This window comes from Sphingopyxis sp. SE2 (assembly GCF_032227185.1).
In the GTDB taxonomy this organism is placed as follows: domain Bacteria; phylum Pseudomonadota; class Alphaproteobacteria; order Sphingomonadales; family Sphingomonadaceae; genus Sphingopyxis.
In genome coordinates, this window is sequence record NZ_JAPMXW010000009.1 from 70,543 (window position 1) to 91,453 (window position 20,911).

A 20,911-nucleotide genomic window follows, 5' to 3' on the forward strand; every position below is an offset into this window, starting at 1 on the left:
AATGGCCGACGCCCACACGGGCGGCCGCCCTCGCCGCGCGGCCAGCTCGATACTCAAGCGCCCATACCGGTCTTGGCTGCTCGCGATCCTCGTCGCCGCTTCGATCTACTACGCATGGACGGAGATCACGAAGACGCGAGGTGCCCAGAAGGTGTCCTTCGTCCCGGCGGAACAGGCGTGCGGGACGGCGGGCCCGTTCCGCTACTGCGTCAACCGGGACCGGCGGGGCTCCAACGGCGACATCGTCTATCATCTGCACGGTCGGAACCTGGACGAACGCATCTGGAACGACGACACCTACTTGACCGCGATGCTGCAGGGCGAATGGCAGCGTAGCCGGGCGCTGCCGCCCACCGTCGTCACCCTGTCCTACGGATCGACCTGGATTCTGACGCCCAAGGGCGAAAAGGCTGACAGCGGCTTGCTGGACGATCTGATGACGCGCCTGCCGGCGATCGAGGCCAAGGTCGGGCGCCCGCACCGCCGCCTGCTGATGGGCGAGTCGATGGGCGGGCTCAACGTCCTGGTCGCGGGCCTCTCCTACCCATCGCGGTTCGCCAAGGTGGCGGCGTTATGCCCCGGCGTATATGCATCCTCGCCGTTCGCATCGCTGTCTACGATCCGCACGACGGCGGAGCGTACGGGTGCGAACCCCAAGATCGTGTTCGGCGTTTTGCTTATGGCACGGAAGTATTTGGCTAGCGATGCGGAGTGGCGGCGCGTCTCGCCGCTCGATCTGATCGAACGGGCGGGGCCTCACTATCCGGCGCTCTACCTCTCCAACGGTCTGTACGACACCTACGGCAACTTCGAGGGTACTCAGCGACTTGCCGACATGGCTCGCCAGCGCGGGGTCAGAACGGAGTGGCATCCGATTTATGGCGGGCACTGCGCGACCGATACGTCTTCCTTGGCCGCGTTCCTTCTTTCCTAAGCACACCTGCTCTCTCTCAATAGGAGACTTTATCTTGCCAAGAATCCGGGTGGTCATTCCCACGCTCCTTGCAATCGGCATCGCTGGAGCGGCCTGTGGGCAGGCAATGAAGAATGACAGCTCACCCGCGAGAGTCGAGGTTCCGAAGGTAGAACGGGAGGGCGTCTGGCAATCTACCCCTGGCGGCACGCAGGTGCCGCTCTGGCCTGCGAACGTCCCTCTCGCCAAACCCGACAGCGGCGATCGTCCCGAGACGACCGGCAACGGCTCACCCCTTGTGGGGGGAAGAAAATGGCATTGGGCGACCTATGTCACCCGGCCGACCATGACGGTCTATCGGCCGAAGGGGCGCAATACCGGTGTTACGATGCTGGTCCTGCCGGGCGGAGGTTTTTACGCCGTAGCTATGGACCTGGAAGGCACCGAAGTCTGCGATTGGGTGACCCGGCAGGGTATGACCTGCGTCGTGCTCAAGTACCGGACGCCGCAAGTGTGGCCGAAGGAGAACGGAGAGCAGCAGCGACCGAAGGTGCTACTGGGTTTGGAGGACGCCCAGCGCGCGATTGGGTTGCTGCGGCAACGCGCCTCGACCTACGGGATCGACCCGCGCAAGATTGGCGTAATCGGTTTCTCGGCCGGCGCGTATCTCGTGGCGAATATGAGCAACACGGAAGAGCGCACTTATCCGCTTACCGACGCGGCCGACCGACAATCCCCGCGGCCCGACTTCGCGATCGTGGCCTATACGGCCCGCATGTTGGATAACAGCAAGGGGAAGAACAGCCTCGAACTAAAGCCTTGGGTGAAGATCAGCGCGAAGGCGCCGCCCACGCTCATCATTCACGCGATGAACGACTCCGTCGATGATATCCGACAGCCGATGGCTTATGCGCTGGCGCTGAACGACGCCGGCGTGCCGGTCGATATGCGTGTCTACGCGAAGGGTGGTCATGCATTCGGGATGCGGCCGACGGCCGATCCGATAACAACGCAGTGGCCTGGGCAGGTCGAACAATGGCTGCTTAATATAGGCATGCTGTGACGCGGACGACACGACCACGTTCTTAGAGACTCTAAATCGTCTCACATGCTCTGCCGTCTCCTTCAGCGTCTGCGGCAACTCTTAGGGCTTGTACTATGATTCGTTCCTGGCTTTGCGCTGCGCTCCCCTTTATCCTACTCGTTCCGGGCGCGACGGCTTGCGCCGAACAGGTCGCTCCAGAGCCGCCCAAGGTCACTGACGCGCTCCCGCCCATCACCTTTCCCACTAGCGCCGCGCACGACGCGCCCTCGGCACTCGGCCGCCGTTATCAGGTGTGGGTCGACCTACCGCCGTCCTACGCACGTTCTAAGAAGTCGTTGCCGGTCGTCTTCGTCCTCGATCCACACTGGGCGCTCCCGGTGACGCGCTCGGTGCGCTCGCTCGTCGGACAAAGGGGTCGCAATATCGAGGACTTCATCCTGGTCGGTCTTTCCCATGACCAGGACAGGGGCTTGGAGGGGCAACGGCGCGACTACACTCCTACCGATCCCCGACGCGACCCCGCGCACTCTCCGGGGTCATACTCGGCTCCGAGCTACGGTGAGGCGGAAGCATATCGACAGTATATTGAGACGGTCGTGTTCCCCTTGGTCGCTCGGAATTATCGCGTCGACATGAACCGCAAAATCTTGGTGGGGCACTCCTATGGCACGCTGTTCGGCTTCCACGTGCTGTTTACGCGGCCGGAGATGTTCAACGGCTACGTCTTCGGCAGCCCCTCTCTCTGGTTCGATCTCGGGGTGATGTTCCGTACGGAAGAAGCGTGGGCGCGCTCCGGCCGGAAGCTGTCCGCGCGCATACACATGGTGACCGGCAGCTTCGAGGCGATCGCTCCAGGAGCCCGCTACAACACCACCAACGACCTCGTCGCGGATATGGAGCGGATGCGCCGCACGCTGGCCTCACGGGGGCATCCCGGCCTTTTGATCACAAGCGAAATCGCGCAAGGCGAGGACCACCTGACGGTATTCCCCGACGTGGTCACGCGCGGTCTCCTGGCAGTGCTGCCCGGCCATGGGCCATATACGGGCAGCTGAGCAGCAGGGTCACAACCGAACGGTTGTGACACCTTGCGCCTTGGTCCGCTTACCACGCCGATGCGTCCGTAAGCCGACGTTCCGCTTCCGTTGAGAGTTTCAGACGCCGCTAGGCGTCAGAAAGTCTTCGATGCCCGAACCGCGGGGAGCATGGACTGAGCTATGGGGAAAGCGGTTTTGCGCAGGTCGTGGTGCTGGCCGTTGCTGCCCAAAATCGGACGCATCTGAGATCGGACCGTCTGAATTTAGATCGCAAAAGCGGACGCCGAAAAGCGGACGGGCCGATTTTGATATAGCGGCGTCTGCTTTTGGGCAGGGCGAGCGCAAGTGTGTCCGCTTCCGGACGCAGGGCTGCGCCGGTTACGGCAGTGGATGAGCCGTGCCGGGTCACGGCGCCTGCGTCCCGGATGCAAGTGATGGCGGTGGCGGCGCTCTGGGTTGATAGCGACGTTCGAAGACCTCGATGATCACCATGGTGCCACCGCAGCACGGGCACAGCGGCTGAGCTTCGAGCTCGGCGGGCGGATCGTCGGCCGGCGCGGGGGCGACATTGAGCAAACGGCGCGCGCGTTCGAGATGATCCTTGCGCCTGGCGCTGGCGAGGAGGCCATAGTGGCGGATGCGGTGGAACCCACGCGGCAGGGCGTGGAGCAGGAAGCGGCGGATGAACTCGTCAGCGGCGATGGTCATGACTTGCTGGCGGTTCGCGCCGCCCTGGCGATAATCCTTGTAACGGAAGGTGACCCCGGCATCGTCGAAGCGGACAAGGCGACTGTTCGATATGGCAACGCGGTGGGTGTAGCGCGACAGATAGGCGAGGACCGCTTCGGGGCCGGCGAACGGCGGCTTGGCGTAGACGACCCAGCGCTTCTTCCGAACGGGTGACAGGTGGCGAAGGAATGCGCGCCGGTCAGCGAGCTGCGCCATGCTGCCAAAGAAAGCGAGCTGCCCGCGGTCATGGAGGGCGACCAGCCGGGTGAGGAACAGGCGGCGGAAGAGCGCGCCGAGCACGCGAACGGGGAGCAGGAAGGCCGGGCGTGCGGATATCCAGCGCGTTCCATCGCGGGAGATGCCGCCACCGGGCACGATCATATGGATATGGGGATGATGGGTGAGCGCTGAGCCCCAGGTATGGAGGACGGCGGTGATGCCGATCCGGGCGCCGAGGTGCTTCGGGTCGGCGGCGATGGTCAGCATCGTATCGGCCGCCGCCTTGAACAGCAGATCATAGACCAGCGCCTTGTTGTAATAGGCAATGGCTGCGACCTCGGCAGGGAGGGTGAAGACGACATGGAAATAGCCGACCGGGAGCAGGTCGGCCTCGCGAGCCTCGAGCCAGGTGCGCGCGGCGGCGCCCTGGCATCTGGGGCAATGCCGGTTGCGGCAACTGTTATAGGCGATGCGCCAGTGGCCACAGTCGGTGCAAGCCTCGACGTGGCCACCTAGGGCGGCGGTGCGGCAATGCTCGATCGCCGACATGATCTTGAGCTGGTGCAGGCTCAGATGCCCGGCATGCGCGGTGCGATACGCAGGGCCTGCAGCACGGAAGATATCGGCGACCTCGAGCGAGGCGCGCACCGCCTTAGCCGTCAGGCGCCTCTTCGTCCGGCGCGGCCAGCGCAAGCCTGTCGAGCGGACTGACGACCGACCGAACGGTCTTCGTTGCGACCTGCGCGTAGAAGGCGGTGGTGTTTAGCTTGGCGTGACCGAGCAGCGCCTGAATGACGCGGATATCGACGCCATCCTCGAGCAGGTGGGTGGCGAAGCTGTGGCGTAAGGTATGCGGTCCGACGCGCTTGTCGATATCCGCGGCCTCCGCGGCTTCGACGACGACGCGGTAGAGCTGGCGCGTGCTGATCGGGGCTGAGGCGCTCTGTCCGGGGAACAGCCAGCCCTCCGGCAGGAGCACGCCCTGCTGTCGCCCGGCGCGCCACCAGTCGCGCAGCAGCAGGAGCAGGCCCTCGGGCAGCATGGCATTGCGGTAGCGGCCGCCCTTACCGCGCTCGATCCGGAGCAGCATGCGCTTGCTGTCGATATCACTCACCTTCAGCGCCGACACCTCGGCGACGCGCAGCCCCGCGCCATAGGCGACCGACAGTGCGGCCTGGTGCTTGAGGGAGCGGGTCGCATCGAGCAGCCGCCTCACCTCGGCCATGGTCAGGACGACGGGGATCTTGCGAACCTGCCTGGTGCGGATCAGCTTACGTGCAAGATCGGGGCGGTCGAGCGTGTGCGTGAAGAAGAACCTCAGCGCGCCAACGATGCTGTTCATCGTTGGCGCCGGTACGCCCGCCTCGAGCTGCTCGATCTGGAACCGCCGGATATCCTCGGCGGTCGCGGTGTGGGGAGAGCGCTGCAGCCAGGTTGCGAACCGCCCGACGTCGCGCAAATATTTACGCTGCGTCTCCGGTCCGAACCTGCGCATCGCCATGTCGTCCAGCAGGCGCTGGCGCAGCGGGCTGATCGGACCAATCTGTACAAGCTCGTTCATCGTTCGACTCCTTAGGTTGAAGGAGTCGAAAGGGTCTGCCTGCGGCAGCCCACGTTCAATCAGGCGCGGCGCTCACTGGACGACTTTACATCGAGGCTAGCGCCAATCCGCGCAGCGGTTCGTGCGTCGGCCCAAAAGCCTCCTCTTTCAGCGTTCCCCGCTTGGCCAATGACGGCCGAGGAGATGAACCATGGGATACTCTCGATTTGACCCCGCAATACAAGCCCGTGCAGCCTGGAACGCCGGCAAGACCGTTGGCACCAAGCGACCTCTGACGCAGAAGCAAATCTGGGCGATACGCTTCCACCTAGATCGCGAAGGCCGTCTCCGGGACAAGGCTCTCTTCGATCTCGCGATCGACAGCAAACTGCGTGGCTGTGATCTCGTCAAGGTCAAGATTGGCGATGTCGTTGCTGGCGCGGACATTCGCAATCGCGCCATTGTCATCCAGCAAAAGACCAACCGTCCCGTCCAATTCGAACTGACAGCGGATGTTCGCGCGACTCTGATCGCCTGGCTAGAGCGACGCGGCGGTTCGGCTCACGATTATCTATTTCCGAGCCGCGTCGATCTCCATGGCCATATGAGCACACGCCAGTATGCCCGCCTCGTCGATGAGTGGGTGACCGCCATCGGTTTGCGTAAGGCTGAGTACGGCACTCACTCGCTGCGGCGAACGAAAGCTGCGATGATCTACCGTGCCACCGGCAATATCCGAGCTATCCAAATTCTGCTCGGCCACACCAAGATCGAAAACACGGTTCGGTACCTTGGTGTCGACCTCGAGGATGCCTTACTGTTGGCGGAGCGCACCGAAATCTGACACAGCAAGCGGTCGACCGACCTATTCGGTCGGCCGCTTTGAGGCGGCGTTAGAATGGCGTGATCGACCGAAATTGGGTGGAAAGCTGACATTCACGACAACGCTCGTTCTGTCCATCGTCGTGGCGACTGGAACGCAAGTCGGAGTCAACTTATGGAGCGAGAACGCCCCATGCGGGCCAATGAGAGAACGCAGTAAATGGCCTGGCTTCTTGAGCGTGAGAACACGACGGTAGCGACCGTCAAGTTCGACATGGAGCCATCATGCTCCGAAATAATGATACCTTACGAACTTCTGGAACAGCGCGGTCTTGCTCATGTTTCGGCTCGTCCCACCCGCGCGGCCATCGATATCGACGATCAGTTTTGGCCGAAACGCGCACGACTGAAAACGCCACGAAAATCGCTTCCCGATTGGGTTGGGTTCTGCTCCTTCTGGGGGGTTAGCCAGCCATTCCGTGATTGCATTGATGGCCTGGAGCCCGGGCTTCACGAATTCAGGGCGGTAGAGGTGCTTCGCTCCGACGGGGCACCCTTTGAAGTTTCATATTATGCCATCAACGTTCGCCGGGCAATATCCGATGCCGTCGATTGGCAGAAAACCGATGTCCCGTCGAAAGAATACAAACATGGGCGCAAGATGCTGGGACTAAAGACTCTGGCAGAGACGCGCAATATTGTCATGAAAAGATCAGCAATAGGGGGCTCCCATTTGTGGGTTCCAGACGAGTTAATCACGTCGGCTATCGCTGTATCTAATGAACTCTACACATTGCTGGGACAGAGGAAACTTCTAACTGGCGTTGCCTGTTTTCGTGTTATCGAAGAATGATGAGGCCAGAGGCATGGGCAATAATCATCAGGGATTTATGCTGGTTTTCGGGAACGGCCGCAATGGGGTCGTTAGGGGCTGGTCCGCTTCTGGGTCGCCTCGCACTTGGCCTCTGTGCATTGTAGGGACACGGATTCACGGTAGGCATCGACGTCAGGGGTAGCGAACTATTTGCGCAGGTTCTCGATGCCAAGTTCGCGCCACATCCAAGTGAAGTCGTAGGTGGCCATCGGGTCGTTCGCGTCGAGTTGGCTGCTGCTGCGGTTTTCGAGATGCTTGAGCCACCCGGCTACTCGGTGCCGGCCTGCGGCAGTTTGAACGGCTGCGCGCGGGGTGATGTCGCCGAGCATGCCGACGGGTTCATCGAGCGTCGCGCGGTACTGACGGTCGAGCATGGCATGGATGAGCGGGGTTGCAACCTCTGGCGCAATGGCGGGTGCCGGTTCGGATGATGTCAGCCCCTCGGCCCGCGCCGCCATGGCCTGTTCGACCGTCTCAATCGTGGTCAGCGGCGAGCCGACCAACCCGGCGAGCGCATCGTTGATAAGCGTGGTGCCGCGTTTCGCTCGCTCGGCCGAGGTGACGGCGAGCATCAGGGCGCGGCCTTTCAATTCGACATTGCCGAGCACCGGGGTGCCGTCCGCCATCGTCACACCCCACGCCATGCGCCCGGTGCTTTTCGCTTTTCCGTTCGGTTTCTCGCCCAGCCAGTTCCAAAAGTGCGTGGTTTCCCGCTGAAGCGCAGGGAGAGTATCAAGCCGCTCGCCGACCAGCGCCTGGGTCACGCCGCGTGCGAAGGGAAAGCGCACGCGGTGGAACATCACCTCCTCGCCATCACTGTTGTGCAGCGTGGGGATGGACGCCGGTCCCATGGTCCTGGGAACGACATCGAACAGCCATGCCGTGCTGATGAGGGCCGGAAGTGCAGCCAGATCGTCGGCGTCTAGGTTCAACGCGGTTTGCGGGCTGCGCTTGCCCTTCGAGCGCCGTAGATCGGCGACGATCGCCTCGGCCGCCTCCATAGTGAACGACAGCACGCCCCCCGACAGGAGGTGCTTGCCTCCGACCTGCACGACGCGGGCACCGATCCTGTCCCATTGCTTCAGCGTCTGCGAGGCGCTGCGCTCGGATACTCGAAGCGGCTCGCTGCCCTGGATCAGGTCACGCACAAGGAAGCCGCTCCCGGGCTCGACCTCGCTCACCTCGTGGAGGCTCATCACCGACGATCGGAGGGCACGCAGGTAGATTTTGGTCGGGCCGCTCTCGTTCCAGCCCCGGCGCCGAATATAGTCATCAACGATGTTCCGGTCCCCGGGTTCGATGGTGCGCGTGAGCAGATCCTCGAACGCGCATCCCCACAACACGCCGGCCCAATGATCGCCGACGATGTCCGCCAGCTCGTCCGCTTCGAAGTCGAACTCCTCCATCGCCAGCCCGAGATGATCGCCGAGCGCCTCGCCCAGATGCTCGCCCCAGGCCGGCGAGGTGGCGAACTTCATGACGCCGGACAGATCGTGACCACGCTTCATGCCTGTTCCCTCTGCTGCTGACTGAATTGCTGGCGGTGCGCGGCGACGATGCGCGAGACGGTGGGTTCGCTGACGCCGTAGAGCCGCGCCATCTCGGCACCGGACTTGCGGCCGGACGTGACGGACTCGGCGATTTCGCGGCGCTGCTTGTCGCCGAGCTTGGGCCGACGCCCGCCGATCCGTCCTTCTGCGCGAGCCTGGGCAAGGCCGGCGCTGGTACGCTCGCGGATCATGGCCCGCTCAAACTCGGCGAAGCTTCCCACCATCTGCATCATCATCCGCCCTGCCGCGGTGGTGGTGTCGATCGCCTCGGTCAGCGAACGAAAGCCCGCTCCCGCGTGCTCGATCCGCTCCATGATGTGCAGCATGTCCTTCAAGCTGCGCGACAGTCGGTCGAGCTTCCAGACGACGACGACATCTCCCTCGCGCAACTGGCCGATCATCTCCAGAAGCTTGGGTCGGTCCCACCGCCCACCGCTGGCGGTCTCCTCGAACATCCGCTTGCAGCCGGCGGCATCGAGCGCGCGCCGCTGCGCGGCGTTCGACTGGTCGTCGCCCTTCGATACGCGGGCATAGCCGATCAGATAGGGTTCGCGCGTCATCTGCGTCTCTTTCACAAACGGCCGTATCCGGAGGTGGAAACAGGATGCACCAATTTCCGCAGCCTTGGGCCTTTCACAATCCTCTTTCATTAAGCGGGCAAAAGGCAAGAGGTTTTTGAAGGATGAAACATGCCCGCACGTATTCCGATGACCCAGCGGCAGCGCGCCGCATTGCTTGCTTTGCCCGACAGCGAGGCGGCGGTGGTGCGACACTATGGCCTCGATGCCGAGGACCTTGCTGCAATCGGCACCGCGCGCACTCCGGCAACCCGGTTGAGCTACGCCCTGCAACTCTGTTGCCTCCGCTTTCCGGGGCGGCATCTGCGCGCAGGCGAGCTGTTGCCTGCGATCATGCTCGACCATATCGCCGAGCAGGTCGGGGTGGATGCAGGCGCCATCGCCGACTTCGCGCGGCGAGCGCCGACCCGCTACGATCAGCTTGCCGCCATCAAGGCGCGCTTCGGCTTCACCGATCTGAGCCGGCCAGCGCGCGGTATCATGATGACCTGGCTGGAAATCGAAGCCATGCCCATCGTGGACGGGCGTATTCTGCTCGATCGACTGCTCGACGAGCTGCGCACGCGGCGCATCGTTATCCCCGGCATCAGCGTAGTCGAGCGGATGGCGGCCGAGGCGATGCTGCGGGTGGAAACCGATCTGGTCGCTGCAATCCATGATAAACTCGATGCGGATATGCGTCAGCGCCTCGATACGCTGGTCGATGAGAAGGTGCATGATCGACAGAGCCGCTTGTCGTGGCTGCGCGAACCACAGCCCCGCGTCGCGTCAGCCTCGCTCGCCGAAATCCTTGAGAAGATCGCTCTGATCCGCAGGACCGGAATTTCCTGTGTTCCGGTCGATCCCCTGCACGAGCCACGCATGACGCAGTTCGCCCGCGAAGGCGTGCGCTATACCGCCCAGGCCTTCCAACAGATGCGCGCCTCCCGCAGGCGGGCCATCCTGCTTGCTACGCTGCGCGAGATGGAAGCCACGCTTACCGACGCGGCGATCGCCATGTTCGGCGCCTTGATGGGACGCGCTCACCTTCGTGCCCGCAAACGCCTGGAACAGGGAATCGCGATTTCGGGACGCGAAGGCCGTGACCGACTGATGCGCATCGCCACCGTGCTGGAAACAGTTAGCCGGGTAGCACGCACCGGTGAAGATATCGGCGCGGCCCTCAGGGATATCGTGCCTCTCGACATGCTCGATGCCGATGCCGCGATCATCCGTCGTACCGCGGCACCTCACAGGGACGATGTGTTGAGCGAGATCGCAGCCGAATACCGGACCTTCAAACGAATAGGACCTCTATTCCTGCAAACGCTCGATTTCCACGGCCGGGTCGGCACCGCGGCGTTGCGCAATGCGATGACGGTCCTGTCGGATCTTGATGGCGACTGGCGCAAGCCGCTCCCTGCCGACGTTCCGCTCGGTCATGTCGAGCGGCGCTGGCACCGCCATGTCGTGGTCGCCGGCAAGATCGACCGGACGCATTGGGAGATGGCCACCTACGGGGCGCTCGCCAATGCACTGGCATCGGGTGATATCTGGGTGCCGAGGTCACGGCTGCACAGGTCGCTGGACGTGCTGCTCGCGCCATCAAGTGGCGCAGCGCTGCAACCGGTGTTCTCGCTCGGTGATCCACACGCATGGCTCGATCAGCGCGCCGCGCAACTCGACAAAGCCTTGTGCGACGTCGCCCAGAATCTGGCCGGACGTGATGCTGCCCTGTTCGCTGGCGAGCGATTGCGCTTCCCCAAGGAACTGAAGGACGATGATGCCGGGCACGACGAAGGACGGCATCTGACGCTTGCCTGCTACGGTATGCTGCCTGCCACGCGTATCACCGACGTGCTGTCGCAGGTCGAACGATGGACCGGCTTCACCCAGCACTTCGGGCACGTCTCGACCGGGTTGCCGCCTGGCGATGAGCAGGCCTTCCTCGCCACTCTGATTGCCGAAGCGACCAATCTTGGGCTGTCGCGCATGGCCGAGGTATGCGGCGCAGGGTCACGCCGCGCGCTGCTGCGCATGCAGACATGGCACATGCGCGAGGAAACCTTTCGGGCGGCGCTCGCCTGTCTGACCGACGCCATCCACGCCGAGCCGATCGCCGCCTGGTTTGGGCAAGGACACCGGGCTTCCGCGGATGGCCAGGCCTTCTACCTGGGCGGGCCGGGCGAAGCCGGCGGAGCGGTCAACGCCCATTATGGTCGCGACCCAGTGGTCAAGATCTACACCACCATCACCGACCGCTACGCGCCGCTGCACCAGACGGTGATCGCCGGCACGGCAGGAGAAGCCATCCATGCGCTCGATGGGCTCCTCGGCCATGACAGCAACGCCGATCTGACCGCACTGCACGTCGATGGAGGCGGCGTTTCCGACATCGTGTTCGCAACGATGCATCTCCTCGGGCTCGATTTCGAGCCGCGCATTCCTCGCCTGTCCGACCGGCGCCTCTACGCATTCGAACCTTCGAAGCGCTATGGCAGGCTTGCGCCACTGTTCGGTCACAGGCTCAACCGGGATCTGATCGTCAGCCACTGGCCGGATATCGAACGCGTCATCGGCGCGATGCGTGATCGCACCGTTACGCCCTCGCTGATCCTCAAAAAGCTATCCGCCTACCGCCAGCAGAACAGCCTCGCCGCGGCGCTCCGCGAGGTAGGACGGATCGAGCGCACGCTGTTCACGTTGCGCTGGTTCGACGATCCGGCGCTACGCCGCACGGTCACCGCCGAGTTGAACAAGGGCGAGGCGCGCAACAGCCTGGCGCGAGCGGTCGCCTTCCATCGGCTCGGTCGCTTTCGCGACCGTGGCTTGGAGAACCAGCAAACCCGCGCGGCTGCCCTCAACCTCGTCACCGCAGCGATCATCCTGTTCAACTGTCGCTATCTTGGGCACGCCGTCGAAGAAATGCGCCGCCGCGGAAGCCAGATCGATCCGGCTATGCTGTCTCGGCTCTCACCATTGGGCTGGGATCGCATCAATCTCACCGGCGATTATGTCTGGTCCGATCACCTCGATCTCGACGCCAATGGCCTCATGCCGCTGCTCATCAAACCGCTACCGTGAATCTGTGTCCGCATAATGCACAGGGGCCATGCTGGTCGAGGCGGGATGGACCTATCGACTTCCTGCCCGCGAAGAGCGACGTTACCGGGATCGCGTTGCGGATCTTCCCGAAGATATTCAGGCGATCGGTTGGAAGGCTCAGGTGCGGCTATGCCAGCGGTTCCGCCGCCTCTCGGCGACAGGCAAGCCGCAACCCAAGGTCAACACGGCGATCGCCCGTGAACTTGTGGGTTTCGCCTGGGACATCGCCCGTCGCGTGCAACCGGTGGTGGCGGTCTGACCCGCCAGGGGTAGAGCTTGGGCTCTGGCCTTTGGCGACATAGGCATGGCCGGTGTGTCGCGGGCGCCCGACTGTGATGGGCAATCCTCGGTGTACGTTGGGGCAGGCAAGTCCGATGCCCGTGCTTAGAGTGAGGAAGGTCCAGCGACGGAAACGGGTATTGCGGTAATCAATCCGCGGATGAGAGCGTGATCAATCGTCGTCGATCAGGAGCCCGCGGCACTCCGGCCATGCCAAATTCACCGCTAGCCCAAAGGCCAGCGGACGCGTAAACTCGCCTTGTAACGCAGATGGCAGTCATGAGAGCGTGCAGATACGTCACTTTCGTGTAGTCACCCCAAGAAGCCGGAAACGAAGAAGCCCGCAGCGATCGCCGCGTTCAGCAGCAGGACGATCCACAGTGTGCGGCGCTCCTGCCCGCCATTGTTGTCGTTGCCCGGGATCATCCCATCATCTCCTCAAGTGTCAGCAGGGCCAGGAAGCCGACGAAAAACATCGAGCTGATGAGCGGGGTGTCGGGTTTCTCGTGCGCCTCGACCAGCAACTCCTCCGTGACGAGGTAGAGCAGCGCCATCAGCCCGAAGCTGAGGAAGCCGGCGATCATCACCGGCGACAGCGCGGCGACCGGCACGGCAGCGAGCGCGCCGATCGGCAGCAGCAGGGCCAATGCCGAGACGATCACGATGATGCGCAAGCGCGAGCGATAGGTTTCCGCCAGCTCGTCGGTCAGCGTCAGTCCCAGAAATAACACTTCCAGAGTGAGCGCGATCGTCAGCAGGAGACCTGCCTTCTCGCCCGCCACGAAAGCGAGGCCGAGCACCAGGCCGTCGACCAGAATGTCGATGCCGATCGCGGCGAGTAGCGCCATCGGCCCCTTGAAGCGGGCCTCAAGAGCCTTGAGCCCCAGCATGGTCGCGACGCCCGCCGCCCCGCCGATCAACGTCGCGCTGGGCGATGCCTCATGCTTGACCTGCGGCAGGATTTCGGTCGCTGCCGCCGCGAACACGACGCCGGCAGCGAGATGCTGTAGGCCCGCCACGAGGCCAGGTTTCAACTTGGTGCGGCTCGCGACAATCGCGCCGAGCACGACCGCCAGCACAGGCGCAAGCGTATAGAGCAGTGCCTGCATTTCCTAGGACTCCTCCGGGGTTCGGTGGCAGACGCGGATCTTCCCGCGTCGCGTGAACGCGATCGATCCGCCCGCCACGACAGCCCGCGAATGGTCGCCGCGAAACTCGTCACCGGTTCGCTGCGCGCGCAGGATCTCGGTCCTGCCCTTCGGCAGCCAGGTGACGGCCATTTTCAAGCCGTCATCGATGAAGTCGACATCGGCGCGTGTGCCGTCGTCGCAGTACATGATGCGCTGCGCGATTAGTTTCGACGTCAGATGCTTTTCATGCGCCGGCTCGGTAGGCTGGGTCGGCGCTGGATTACACGCCCCTATAACCGCCCCGGAGACGAGAACGACGCCGAGGCGCGCGATCGCCAGACCGGCCCGATTCAGGCCGCACAAGGTTGTCACATTTGAAATCGACGTGTCAGACATCGGTCTCTTCCGACGAAGCGCCCTGTGGCGTTCGAAGGCAGGGCAGTTCATCGCGTGCCTTCCTGCTCGCAGATCCGGGTACGGCCATCGCCTTCCACGATGGTGAGCTGCGACCCCTTGAAGGTCGCGGTGGCTGTTTCGCCGACATATTGCAGGCCCTGCGCTGGCGCGGTCAGCATCATCGGCGGTCCCCCGTTGGAGCGCCGCAAATCGATCTGCAGGCCGTTGTCCTTGTAATCGACGAACAGCGGTTCCCCGTCGGAACAGCGATATCTATGCCGCCCCATTTCCCCGGTCGCCACGGCGCTGTCGGACGAATGGATCTGCTGCTCCGTTGGCGGGGCTGGCGGCTTTCTTTCCGAGCACGCCGCGAGCCCGACAACGAGGATGACGGCGGGCAGCACCCGCTTACAGTGCATCATCATCGCGCCTTCCTCCTGTAGCGGAAGGGGACGCGCTGACGATTGATAGCCCGGGCAGGCTGACCTACCCGCCAGCGGAGATAGGTTGCGAGGCGATCGTCAGATTCGACCATCAGGGATCGCAGGCGGCGCAACATCATCGCCGCGAACGGCAGGGAGAGCGCCCCGCGCAGCGTGCAGCTATGCGTTAGCCTGGTGCCGCCATCGTCCCCCGCCAGCTCGTACCGCTCTTCGAGCGTGAACAGATAGGGGATGCCGCAGGACCAAGCGAAGGCGTGCGGTTTATCGAATCGATCAATCCGTGCTGGCGTCCGAATTGGCCGGGTGATGCCCTGGATCGCAAAGGTGCATTCTGTGTCGCCGAGCCGGGACGGATCATCGAGAAATACGAGCGGACTCCACGCCCGGCGATGATCCGGATCGGTGAGTGCCGACCAGATGCGCAGTGGCCCGCCGTGAAGCATCGAGCTGGTTATGGTGCGAGGCATATCCCCATCTCCCAGAGATGGGCGGGGCGATCGCGGATCGCCCTGCCCATCCATCAGGCCAAGTTGTTCACGAAGGTCTGACCGTGGTCGTCCCCTTCATGCTCCTCATTGTAGTGCTCGGGTTTCTCGATCACTTTCTGCCCGAACCGGGCATAGAGTGTCGGCAGCACGAACAGCGTAAGAAGCGTCGCCGAGATCAGACCGCCGATGACGACCGTCGCCAAAGGCTTTTGAACCTCTGCGCCGGCGCCTTCGCCCAGCGCCATCGGCACGAAGCCGAGGCTGGCGACTAGCGCGGTCATGATGACGGGTCGCAGACGCTGCATCGCGCCAACATGCGCGGCTTCCTCGCGGCTCATCCCTGATCGGATCAGATCTTGGATCGAGCTGACCATGACGAGGCCGTTGAGGACCGCGATGCCCGAGAGGGCGATGAAGCCCACTGCCGCCGAGATCGAGAAGTCCATGCCCCGCAGGAACAGCAACAGGACGCCGCCCACCAGCGCGAAAGGCACGCCGGTGAACACGATCGCGGCGTCGCGGACCGATCCCAACGCCCCGTAGAGGAGCAGCAGGATCAAGATGAAGCAAGCCGGAATGACCAGCTTCAGCCGTTCGCTTGCCGATTGGAGGTTCTCGAACTGGCCGCCCCATTCGAGATAGGTGCCGGCAGGCAGCCGGAGTTGGCTGCCGATCGCCGCCTGCGCATCCGCCACGACGGATCCGACGTCGCGGCCACGCACGTTGGCTTGCACCACCACGCGCCGCTTGCCGTTCTCGCGGCTGATCTGGTTCGGACCATCGACCACCTTGATCTCGGCGACGCTGGACAGCGGTACATAGCCGCCGCCTGCCACCGGCACCTGCACCTGTTGGAGCAGGCCGATGTCGGCACGCTGCGCCTCCGACAGGCGGATCACCACGGGGAAGCGACGGTCGCCCTCGAAGATCTGGCCCGATGTTCGCCCGCCGATCGTCGCAGTCACGGTGTCCTGCACATCCTGAGCCGTAACGCCCAACCGCGCCATCGCGTCGCGGTTGACGCGAATGTCGAGCATGGGAAGACCGGTCGTCTGCTCCACCTTCACGTCCGCTGCGCCTTGCGTTCTGCGCAGCACCGCCGCGATTTGCTCGGCCGTCCGGTTCATCTGGTTGAAGTCGTCCCCGAACACCTTCACCGCGATGTCGCCGCGCACGCCGGCGATCAGCTCGTTGAAGCGCATCTGGATGGGCTGGGTGATCTCGTAGGCATTTCCCGGAATCTTCGCGAGATTACCCTCGATCCGGCTGACCAGCTCCTCCTTGGGAAGCTCAGGATCCGGCCAATCCTTGCGCGGCTTCAGGATGACGAACATGTCGGTCGCGTTCGGCGGCATCGGGTCGGCCGCCAGCTCGGCGGTGCCCGTCTTGGAATAGACGAATTGCACCTCCGGCTGCTTCGACATCATCCGCTCGATCGGCACCTGCATCGCCTGGCTCTGCTGGACCGACGTTGCCGGAATGCGGAGCGACTGGATCAGCAAATCGCCTTCGTCGAGCTGCGGCAGGAACACCGAGCCGAGCGTAGTGAAAGCAAGCGCCGCCACCACAAGGCTTCCCACACCCGCACCGATCGTCAGCGTCGGGCGCTTCATGGCCCGGTCGAGACCGGGTTCGTAGCGCTTCTTCAGCCACGTGATGATGCGGCCGTCCTTCTCCTCGACCTTCTTCGACAGCCAGATCGCAATCATCGCCGGCACGAAGGTGAGAGAGAGGATGAAGGCGAAGGCGAGCGCGATGATGACGGTCAGCGCCATCGGTCCGAACGTTTTACCCTCCACGCCGGTCAGCGTGAGCAGCGGTACGTAGACGAGGATGATGATTGCCTGCCCGTACACAGAGGGACGGATCATCTCACGCGCAGCGGCTGCCACGGTCGCGAGCCGTTCCTTGACGCTGAGCAATCGGCCTTCATGATGCTGTTGCTCGGCAAGCCGGCGCAGCGCGTTTTCGACAATGATGACGGCGCCGTCGACGATCAGACCGAAGTCCAAAGCCCCAAGGCTCATCAGATTGGCCGAGACCCCAGCGCGCAGCATACCAAAGCCTGTCAGCATCATGGTGATCGGGATGACCAACGCCGCGATCAGGGCCGCACGGAAGTTGCCGAGCAGCAGGAAGAGCACGACGATGACCAGCACCGCGCCTTCGGACAGGTTTTTCGCGACCGTCTTGATCGTCGAATTGACCAGCTCGGTGCGGTTCAGCACCGGCTGAATTACGACGTCAGGAGGCAGCGAAGCGTTGATCGTCTTCAGTTTCTCAGCGACCGCGGTCGACACGATGCGGCTGTTCTCGCCGATCCGCATGATCGCCGTGCCGACGACGACTTCGGTACCGTTCTCCGATGCCGAACCCATGCGGATCGCCTGACCCGTCTTCACAGTCGCAACTTGTTCGACCGTGATCGGCACGCCGTTACGTGTCGCGATCACGGTCCTGGCCAACTCGCTGGCATTGCGAACGAGCGCATCCGAGCGAACAGCCAGACCTTCGCCATTGCGATTGACGAAGCCACCGCCGACGCTGGTGTTATTGCGCTCCAGCGCATTTCCCAGGTCCGTCAGCGTGATGCCGAGCGAGGCCAGCTTCTGCACGTCGGGCACGACGAGGAACTGCTTGGCGTAACCGCCAATCGAGTCGACACCGGCGAGGCCCGGTGTGGTCTTCAGAAGCGGCGTCACGATCCAGTCCTGCGCGGTGCGCAGGTAGGTCGCCTTGTCCTCTTCGGTCGTCAGTCGCTCGCCCTCTGGCGTGATGTAGCTGCCATCGGGCTGTTGGCCCGGTTCACCGGGCTTGTGCTTGTCGTCCTCGCGATGATCGAGACGAACGGTGTACATGTACACCTCGCCCAGGCCTGTCGCGATCGGACCCATTTCAGGGTTCACGCCGTCGGGCAGATTCTCTTGCACGCCCCGCAGACGCTCGCCCACCTGCTGGCGGGCGAAATAGATGTCCGTCGCGTCCGAAAAGACCGCCGTGATCTGCGCGAAGCCGTTGCGGCTCAACGAGCGCGTATATTCCAGGCCGGGGGTGCCGGCGAGCGCGGTTTCGATTGGAAACGACACCTGCTTCTCGACCAGCTCGGGCGAGAGGGCAGGCGCGCGGACGTTGATCTGGACCTGATTGTTGGTGATGTCCGGCACCGCGTCGATCGGTAGCCGGTAGAGGGAAAAGGCGCCGATGGCGGCGACGATGACGGTGAGGAGCAGGACTAGCCAGCGCTTCTCGACCGCCCAGGTTACGATACGGGCGATCATGGCTTAATCCTCGTGGCTCGCTTCGCCCTTGCCGATCTCGGCCTTGAGCGTGAAACTTCCGGTGGTGGCGATCTGTTCGTTGCCGGTCAGGCCCGACCGGACGATCACCGTGTCGCCCGACGCATCGCCGAGCTGGACCGGGGTCGCCTTGAAGCCGGTGGGCGTGCGCACGAACACGACCGACTTGCCCTCGAAACTCTGGACCGCCGTCGTCGGCACGCGGACCGCCCCGCTCCCGCCGCTGCCCGTGAGCTGCACGGCTGCCGTCACAGGCTCGCCGACCCGCCATTCGCCACCGCGATTGTCGAGGGTGGCGAGCGCAGGCACGAGCCGCGTCTGCGGATCAAGCGCCGGCGACACGAAGGTCACGCGGGCGGTCGCCTGACGGCCTGCCGCCTTCACCAGCACCGTATTGCCGGGACGCACCCGGCCCGCATCCTCGGGCTTGAGATTAAGCGCGATCGACACCTGGCTCAGGTTGGCGATGCGATAGAGTTCGGCATCCGCCGCGACCGTTTGTCCCAGCGTCACGGGGCGCGCAATGATCTGGCCCGAGATCGGCGCGGCAATGCCGAGCCGGTTGAGCCCGCCGCCGCCGACACCCGCCGCCGAAACCATGCTCTGCGCCTGCGTCAGGGCGATCCGCGCCTCCGTCGCCGCTGTGCGGGCGGCGATCAGATCCTGTTCAGGGGAGACTCTCTGCGCGAACAGCCGCTGTTCGCGCGCGAGGTTCGAATTAGCGAGCTGAAGCCGCGCCCGCGCCGCCTCGACCTCGCCCTTGATCTGCGCCGCCTCGCGGCTTTCGATGACCGCAATGGTCTGGCCGCGTCCGACCGATTGGCCGAGGTTACGGGTGAGCGCGACCACGCGTCCCGCAATTGCGGCCGAGACGACCTGCGTTCCCTGTGGGTCGCCCTCGATGATCGCGGGCAGCTCGATCGTCCCGGCCCCGCCGATGATCGGCCGTCCGACCTGGACGCCCGCTGTGGCGATCTGGTCGGCACCCAATGTGACGACGCCTTCACCGGCATGACCGCCTTCAGCACCGCCCTTTTCCGTGCCCGCTGCCGTCTCATTGGCAGCTGCGCCTTCGGCAGTTGCCTCGTTTCCGCCATCCTTGCCGCCGCAGGCAGCCAAGAGCAGGGCGAGCGACGCCGCGCCCGCGAGATAAAAGCTCTTCATCACTGATTCCCCCCATTGGGCGCACGAGCGGTCAGTCGCTCCACTTGCGCGCGGGCATTCTGGTAATTGGCAAGCGCGTCGATCGCGGCGACCCGCGTTTCGGCGAGCGTGCGTTCAGCATCGAGCAATTCGAGCTGGCCGAACTTGCCCTCGCGATAGCCGATCCGCGCGATGCGGGCGGCCTCCTGTGCAGCCGCCAGCGCCGGCCCCGACGCCGCACGAGCCGTCGTTGCGGCATTGGCCGCCTGCGCCTGCGCGTCCGTGATCGCCTGTTCGATGTCGAGCGCGGTCACGCGGCGCTGCGCATCCGCCTGGGTCCGCTGCGCGGTCGCCTGCGCAATCGCGGCGCGACCATTGTTGAACACCGGGATCGGGATCGACACGCTGAACACCGCCGCCATGTCGTTGGTCGCTTCCAGGCGGCGGATCGACGGCCCGACGTTCAGGTCAGGCACGCGATTGGCGCGCGCGAGCCGCACGCCGGCTTCGGCAATGGAGAAATCCGCGTTGGCTGCCGCCAGCGCGAGTGTGCCGGTCGTGTTGACCGGTGCCAACGGCCCATAGACGTTCACATCGGGAAGGCGATCGAGCAGCGTGTCATCGAGCAGGCCGTCGATCGGCCGTCCGATCCGACGCGCCAGATTGGCGCGGGCCGCCTCGGCCAAGCGAAGCTGCCGCTCCACATTGGCGTCGGCATTGATACGCGCGACATCCGCGCGCTGTTGCTCGAGTGGCGATGCCCGCCCTGCCTGCACGCGAACGCTCGCGGCCCGCAGCGCATCGCTGGCGATCCGGGCCTGATCGCGGGCTGTCATTACCCGGCGATCGGCCGCGACCGCTTCGACATAGAGCTGCGTTACCTGAAGCCGGACATCCGCCGCGATGATCGCGGCCTGGATCTCGGCCCGGGACAATTGCGCATTGGCGACCGCGACGCGGGCGCCGCGCTTGCCGCCTAGCTCGATCGGGATCGCAAAGCCGACCGTGGTTTCCGCGCTGCGGCCCCCCCGATACGGCCCGGAGCCGATGACATTCTCGACTTGGCCTTGAACCACCGGATTGGGCCGCAAGCCGGCGACTGTGCGACCTGCACGGGCCGCGTCGATTCCAGCTGTCGCCGCTTCCGCAGCAGGGGCCGAACCGCCCGCTGCACTGACCGCTTGGTCAAGCGTGTAGACCGGCGCATCCTGCGCAACAGGCGCGGACGGTCCGACCTGCGCCTGCGCCATCGTGGCGCAAGACGCTGCGGCCAGCATGGCCGCGAGGATACGATTCATGAAAATAGGACTCCTGACGATGATCGACAGGGGCGCGCCAACGCACG

18 protein-coding genes and 1 pseudogene are annotated in these 20,911 nt (G+C 64.1%); 7 read left to right on the plus strand and 12 right to left on the minus strand.

Translation table 11 applies throughout. The features are described from left to right. The first annotated feature begins 1 nt into the window (after nucleotide 1). From OVY29_RS22875 to OVY29_RS22885, 3 genes are all read left to right on the plus strand, one after another. Nucleotides 2-934, plus strand: a complete 933-nt coding sequence (locus tag OVY29_RS22875) for an alpha/beta hydrolase-fold protein (RefSeq protein ID WP_062342963.1) — start codon at nucleotides 2-4, stop codon at nucleotides 932-934. 34 nt (nucleotides 935-968) lie between these two features. Further along, complete coding sequence (locus OVY29_RS22880; protein ID WP_062342965.1) at nucleotides 969-1,976, plus strand: alpha/beta hydrolase; 1,008 nt, start codon at nucleotides 969-971, stop codon at nucleotides 1,974-1,976. 95 nt (nucleotides 1,977-2,071) lie between these two features. After that, nucleotides 2,072-3,013: an alpha/beta hydrolase gene (locus OVY29_RS22885; protein WP_062342967.1), complete on the plus strand. Its 942-nt coding sequence runs from the start codon at nucleotides 2,072-2,074 to the stop codon at nucleotides 3,011-3,013. A 387-nt stretch (nucleotides 3,014-3,400) separates the two neighbouring features. Here the strand turns inward: OVY29_RS22885 and OVY29_RS22890 are convergent, their stop codons facing one another. Continuing rightward, nucleotides 3,401-4,591: an IS91 family transposase gene (locus tag OVY29_RS22890; protein WP_088474608.1), complete on the minus strand. Its 1,191-nt coding sequence runs from the start codon at nucleotides 4,589-4,591 to the stop codon at nucleotides 3,401-3,403. Nucleotides 4,592-4,595: 4 nt separating this feature from the next. Continuing rightward, a complete protein-coding gene (locus OVY29_RS22895; protein WP_313912360.1) occupies nucleotides 4,596-5,504 on the minus strand; it encodes a tyrosine-type recombinase/integrase in 909 nt (302 codons plus the stop codon). Nucleotides 5,505-5,694: 190 nt separating this feature from the next. On the opposite strand from OVY29_RS22895, the gene OVY29_RS22900 reads away from it, so the two are divergent. Next, entirely contained in the window at nucleotides 5,695-6,327 is a 633-nt protein-coding gene (locus OVY29_RS22900) for a tyrosine-type recombinase/integrase (protein WP_053556534.1), read from the plus strand. A 198-nt stretch (nucleotides 6,328-6,525) separates the two neighbouring features. Further along, nucleotides 6,526-7,158: an imm11 family protein gene (locus OVY29_RS22905; RefSeq protein ID WP_067399893.1), complete on the plus strand. Its 633-nt coding sequence runs from the start codon at nucleotides 6,526-6,528 to the stop codon at nucleotides 7,156-7,158. 167 nt (nucleotides 7,159-7,325) lie between these two features. Here OVY29_RS22905 and OVY29_RS22910 read toward each other — a convergent pair whose 3' ends face one another. Both OVY29_RS22910 and OVY29_RS22915 read right to left on the minus strand, forming a co-directional pair. After that, nucleotides 7,326-8,687 carry a hypothetical protein gene (locus OVY29_RS22910; RefSeq protein ID WP_313911833.1) on the minus strand — a complete coding sequence of 454 codons (1,362 nt, stop codon included), beginning with the start codon at nucleotides 8,685-8,687 and terminating at the stop codon, nucleotides 7,326-7,328. After that, complete coding sequence (locus OVY29_RS22915) at nucleotides 8,684-9,289, minus strand: recombinase family protein (protein ID WP_099185149.1); 606 nt, start codon at nucleotides 9,287-9,289, stop codon at nucleotides 8,684-8,686. Before OVY29_RS22915 ends, OVY29_RS22910 begins: the two co-directional genes overlap by 4 nt. 147 nt (nucleotides 9,290-9,436) lie before the next feature. Here OVY29_RS22915 and OVY29_RS22920 point away from each other — a divergent pair, with 147 nt between their 5' ends. Both OVY29_RS22920 and OVY29_RS22925 read left to right on the plus strand, forming a co-directional pair. After that, nucleotides 9,437-12,370, plus strand: coding sequence for a Tn3 family transposase (locus tag OVY29_RS22920; RefSeq protein ID WP_058804985.1), 2,934 nt, complete (start codon nucleotides 9,437-9,439; stop codon nucleotides 12,368-12,370). 28 nt (nucleotides 12,371-12,398) lie between these two features. Continuing rightward, nucleotides 12,399-12,650: a hypothetical protein gene (locus tag OVY29_RS22925; RefSeq protein WP_313912361.1), complete on the plus strand. Its 252-nt coding sequence runs from the start codon at nucleotides 12,399-12,401 to the stop codon at nucleotides 12,648-12,650. A gap of 341 nt (nucleotides 12,651-12,991) precedes the next feature. On the opposite strand, the pseudogene OVY29_RS22930 reads toward OVY29_RS22925, so the two are convergent. The 8 genes and pseudogenes from OVY29_RS22930 to OVY29_RS22965 form a co-directional block, all read right to left on the minus strand. Next, nucleotides 12,992-13,096, minus strand: a pseudogene (locus OVY29_RS22930) (cation transporter); the annotation flags it as partial. Next, nucleotides 13,093-13,779: a ZIP family metal transporter gene (locus OVY29_RS22935; protein ID WP_004212882.1), complete on the minus strand. Its 687-nt coding sequence runs from the start codon at nucleotides 13,777-13,779 to the stop codon at nucleotides 13,093-13,095. The pseudogene OVY29_RS22930 and the gene OVY29_RS22935, both read right to left, overlap by 4 nt. Nucleotides 13,780-13,782: 3 nt before the next feature. Further along, complete coding sequence (locus OVY29_RS22940) at nucleotides 13,783-14,196, minus strand: hypothetical protein (RefSeq protein WP_004212881.1); 414 nt, start codon at nucleotides 14,194-14,196, stop codon at nucleotides 13,783-13,785. A gap of 47 nt (nucleotides 14,197-14,243) precedes the next feature. After that, entirely contained in the window at nucleotides 14,244-14,621 is a 378-nt protein-coding gene (locus tag OVY29_RS22945; RefSeq protein WP_009824022.1) for a hypothetical protein, read from the minus strand. Further along, the gene (locus tag OVY29_RS22950) at nucleotides 14,618-15,106 is read right to left on the minus strand and encodes an SRPBCC domain-containing protein (RefSeq protein WP_004212879.1); all 489 of its coding nucleotides are present in this window, start codon (nucleotides 15,104-15,106) and stop codon (nucleotides 14,618-14,620) included. Before OVY29_RS22950 ends, OVY29_RS22945 begins: the two co-directional genes overlap by 4 nt. A 53-nt stretch (nucleotides 15,107-15,159) precedes the next feature. Further along, nucleotides 15,160-18,405 carry an efflux RND transporter permease subunit gene (locus tag OVY29_RS22955; RefSeq protein WP_004212878.1) on the minus strand — a complete coding sequence of 1,082 codons (3,246 nt, stop codon included), beginning with the start codon at nucleotides 18,403-18,405 and terminating at the stop codon, nucleotides 15,160-15,162. 3 nt (nucleotides 18,406-18,408) lie between these two features. Then, nucleotides 18,409-19,587: an efflux RND transporter periplasmic adaptor subunit gene (locus tag OVY29_RS22960; protein ID WP_004212877.1), complete on the minus strand. Its 1,179-nt coding sequence runs from the start codon at nucleotides 19,585-19,587 to the stop codon at nucleotides 18,409-18,411. Continuing rightward, nucleotides 19,587-20,864, minus strand: a complete 1,278-nt coding sequence (locus OVY29_RS22965; RefSeq protein WP_037486870.1) for a TolC family protein — start codon at nucleotides 20,862-20,864, stop codon at nucleotides 19,587-19,589. The genes OVY29_RS22960 and OVY29_RS22965 overlap by 1 nt, the downstream gene beginning before the upstream one ends. Nucleotides 20,865-20,911: the final 47 nt, after the last annotated feature.

Excerpts from the sequence above, each read along its gene's own strand:
- OVY29_RS22940 (WP_004212881.1), bottom strand. The coding sequence starts at position 14,196 with ATGTCTGACACGTCGATTTCAAATGTGACAACCTTGTGCGGCCTGAAT.
- OVY29_RS22945 (WP_009824022.1), bottom strand. The coding sequence starts at position 14,621 with ATGATGATGCACTGTAAGCGGGTGCTGCCCGCCGTCATCCTCGTTGTC.
- OVY29_RS22895 (WP_313912360.1), bottom strand. The coding sequence starts at position 5,504 with ATGAACGAGCTTGTACAGATTGGTCCGATCAGCCCGCTGCGCCAGCGC.
- OVY29_RS22900 (WP_053556534.1), top strand. The coding sequence starts at position 5,695 with ATGGGATACTCTCGATTTGACCCCGCAATACAAGCCCGTGCAGCCTGG.
- OVY29_RS22905 (WP_067399893.1), top strand. The coding sequence starts at position 6,526 with ATGGCCTGGCTTCTTGAGCGTGAGAACACGACGGTAGCGACCGTCAAG.
- OVY29_RS22915 (WP_099185149.1), bottom strand. The coding sequence starts at position 9,289 with ATGACGCGCGAACCCTATCTGATCGGCTATGCCCGCGTATCGAAGGGC.
- OVY29_RS22965 (WP_037486870.1), bottom strand. The coding sequence starts at position 20,864 with ATGAATCGTATCCTCGCGGCCATGCTGGCCGCAGCGTCTTGCGCCACG.
- OVY29_RS22935 (WP_004212882.1), bottom strand. The coding sequence starts at position 13,779 with ATGCAGGCACTGCTCTATACGCTTGCGCCTGTGCTGGCGGTCGTGCTC.
- OVY29_RS22885 (WP_062342967.1), top strand. The coding sequence starts at position 2,072 with ATGATTCGTTCCTGGCTTTGCGCTGCGCTCCCCTTTATCCTACTCGTT.
- OVY29_RS22960 (WP_004212877.1), bottom strand. The coding sequence starts at position 19,587 with ATGAAGAGCTTTTATCTCGCGGGCGCGGCGTCGCTCGCCCTGCTCTTG.
- OVY29_RS22875 (WP_062342963.1), top strand. The coding sequence starts at position 2 with ATGGCCGACGCCCACACGGGCGGCCGCCCTCGCCGCGCGGCCAGCTCG.
- OVY29_RS22950 (WP_004212879.1), bottom strand. The coding sequence starts at position 15,106 with ATGCCTCGCACCATAACCAGCTCGATGCTTCACGGCGGGCCACTGCGC.
- OVY29_RS22955 (WP_004212878.1), bottom strand. The coding sequence starts at position 18,405 with ATGATCGCCCGTATCGTAACCTGGGCGGTCGAGAAGCGCTGGCTAGTC.
- OVY29_RS22910 (WP_313911833.1), bottom strand. The coding sequence starts at position 8,687 with ATGAAGCGTGGTCACGATCTGTCCGGCGTCATGAAGTTCGCCACCTCG.
- OVY29_RS22925 (WP_313912361.1), top strand. The coding sequence starts at position 12,399 with ATGCTGGTCGAGGCGGGATGGACCTATCGACTTCCTGCCCGCGAAGAG.
- OVY29_RS22920 (WP_058804985.1), top strand. The coding sequence starts at position 9,437 with ATGACCCAGCGGCAGCGCGCCGCATTGCTTGCTTTGCCCGACAGCGAG.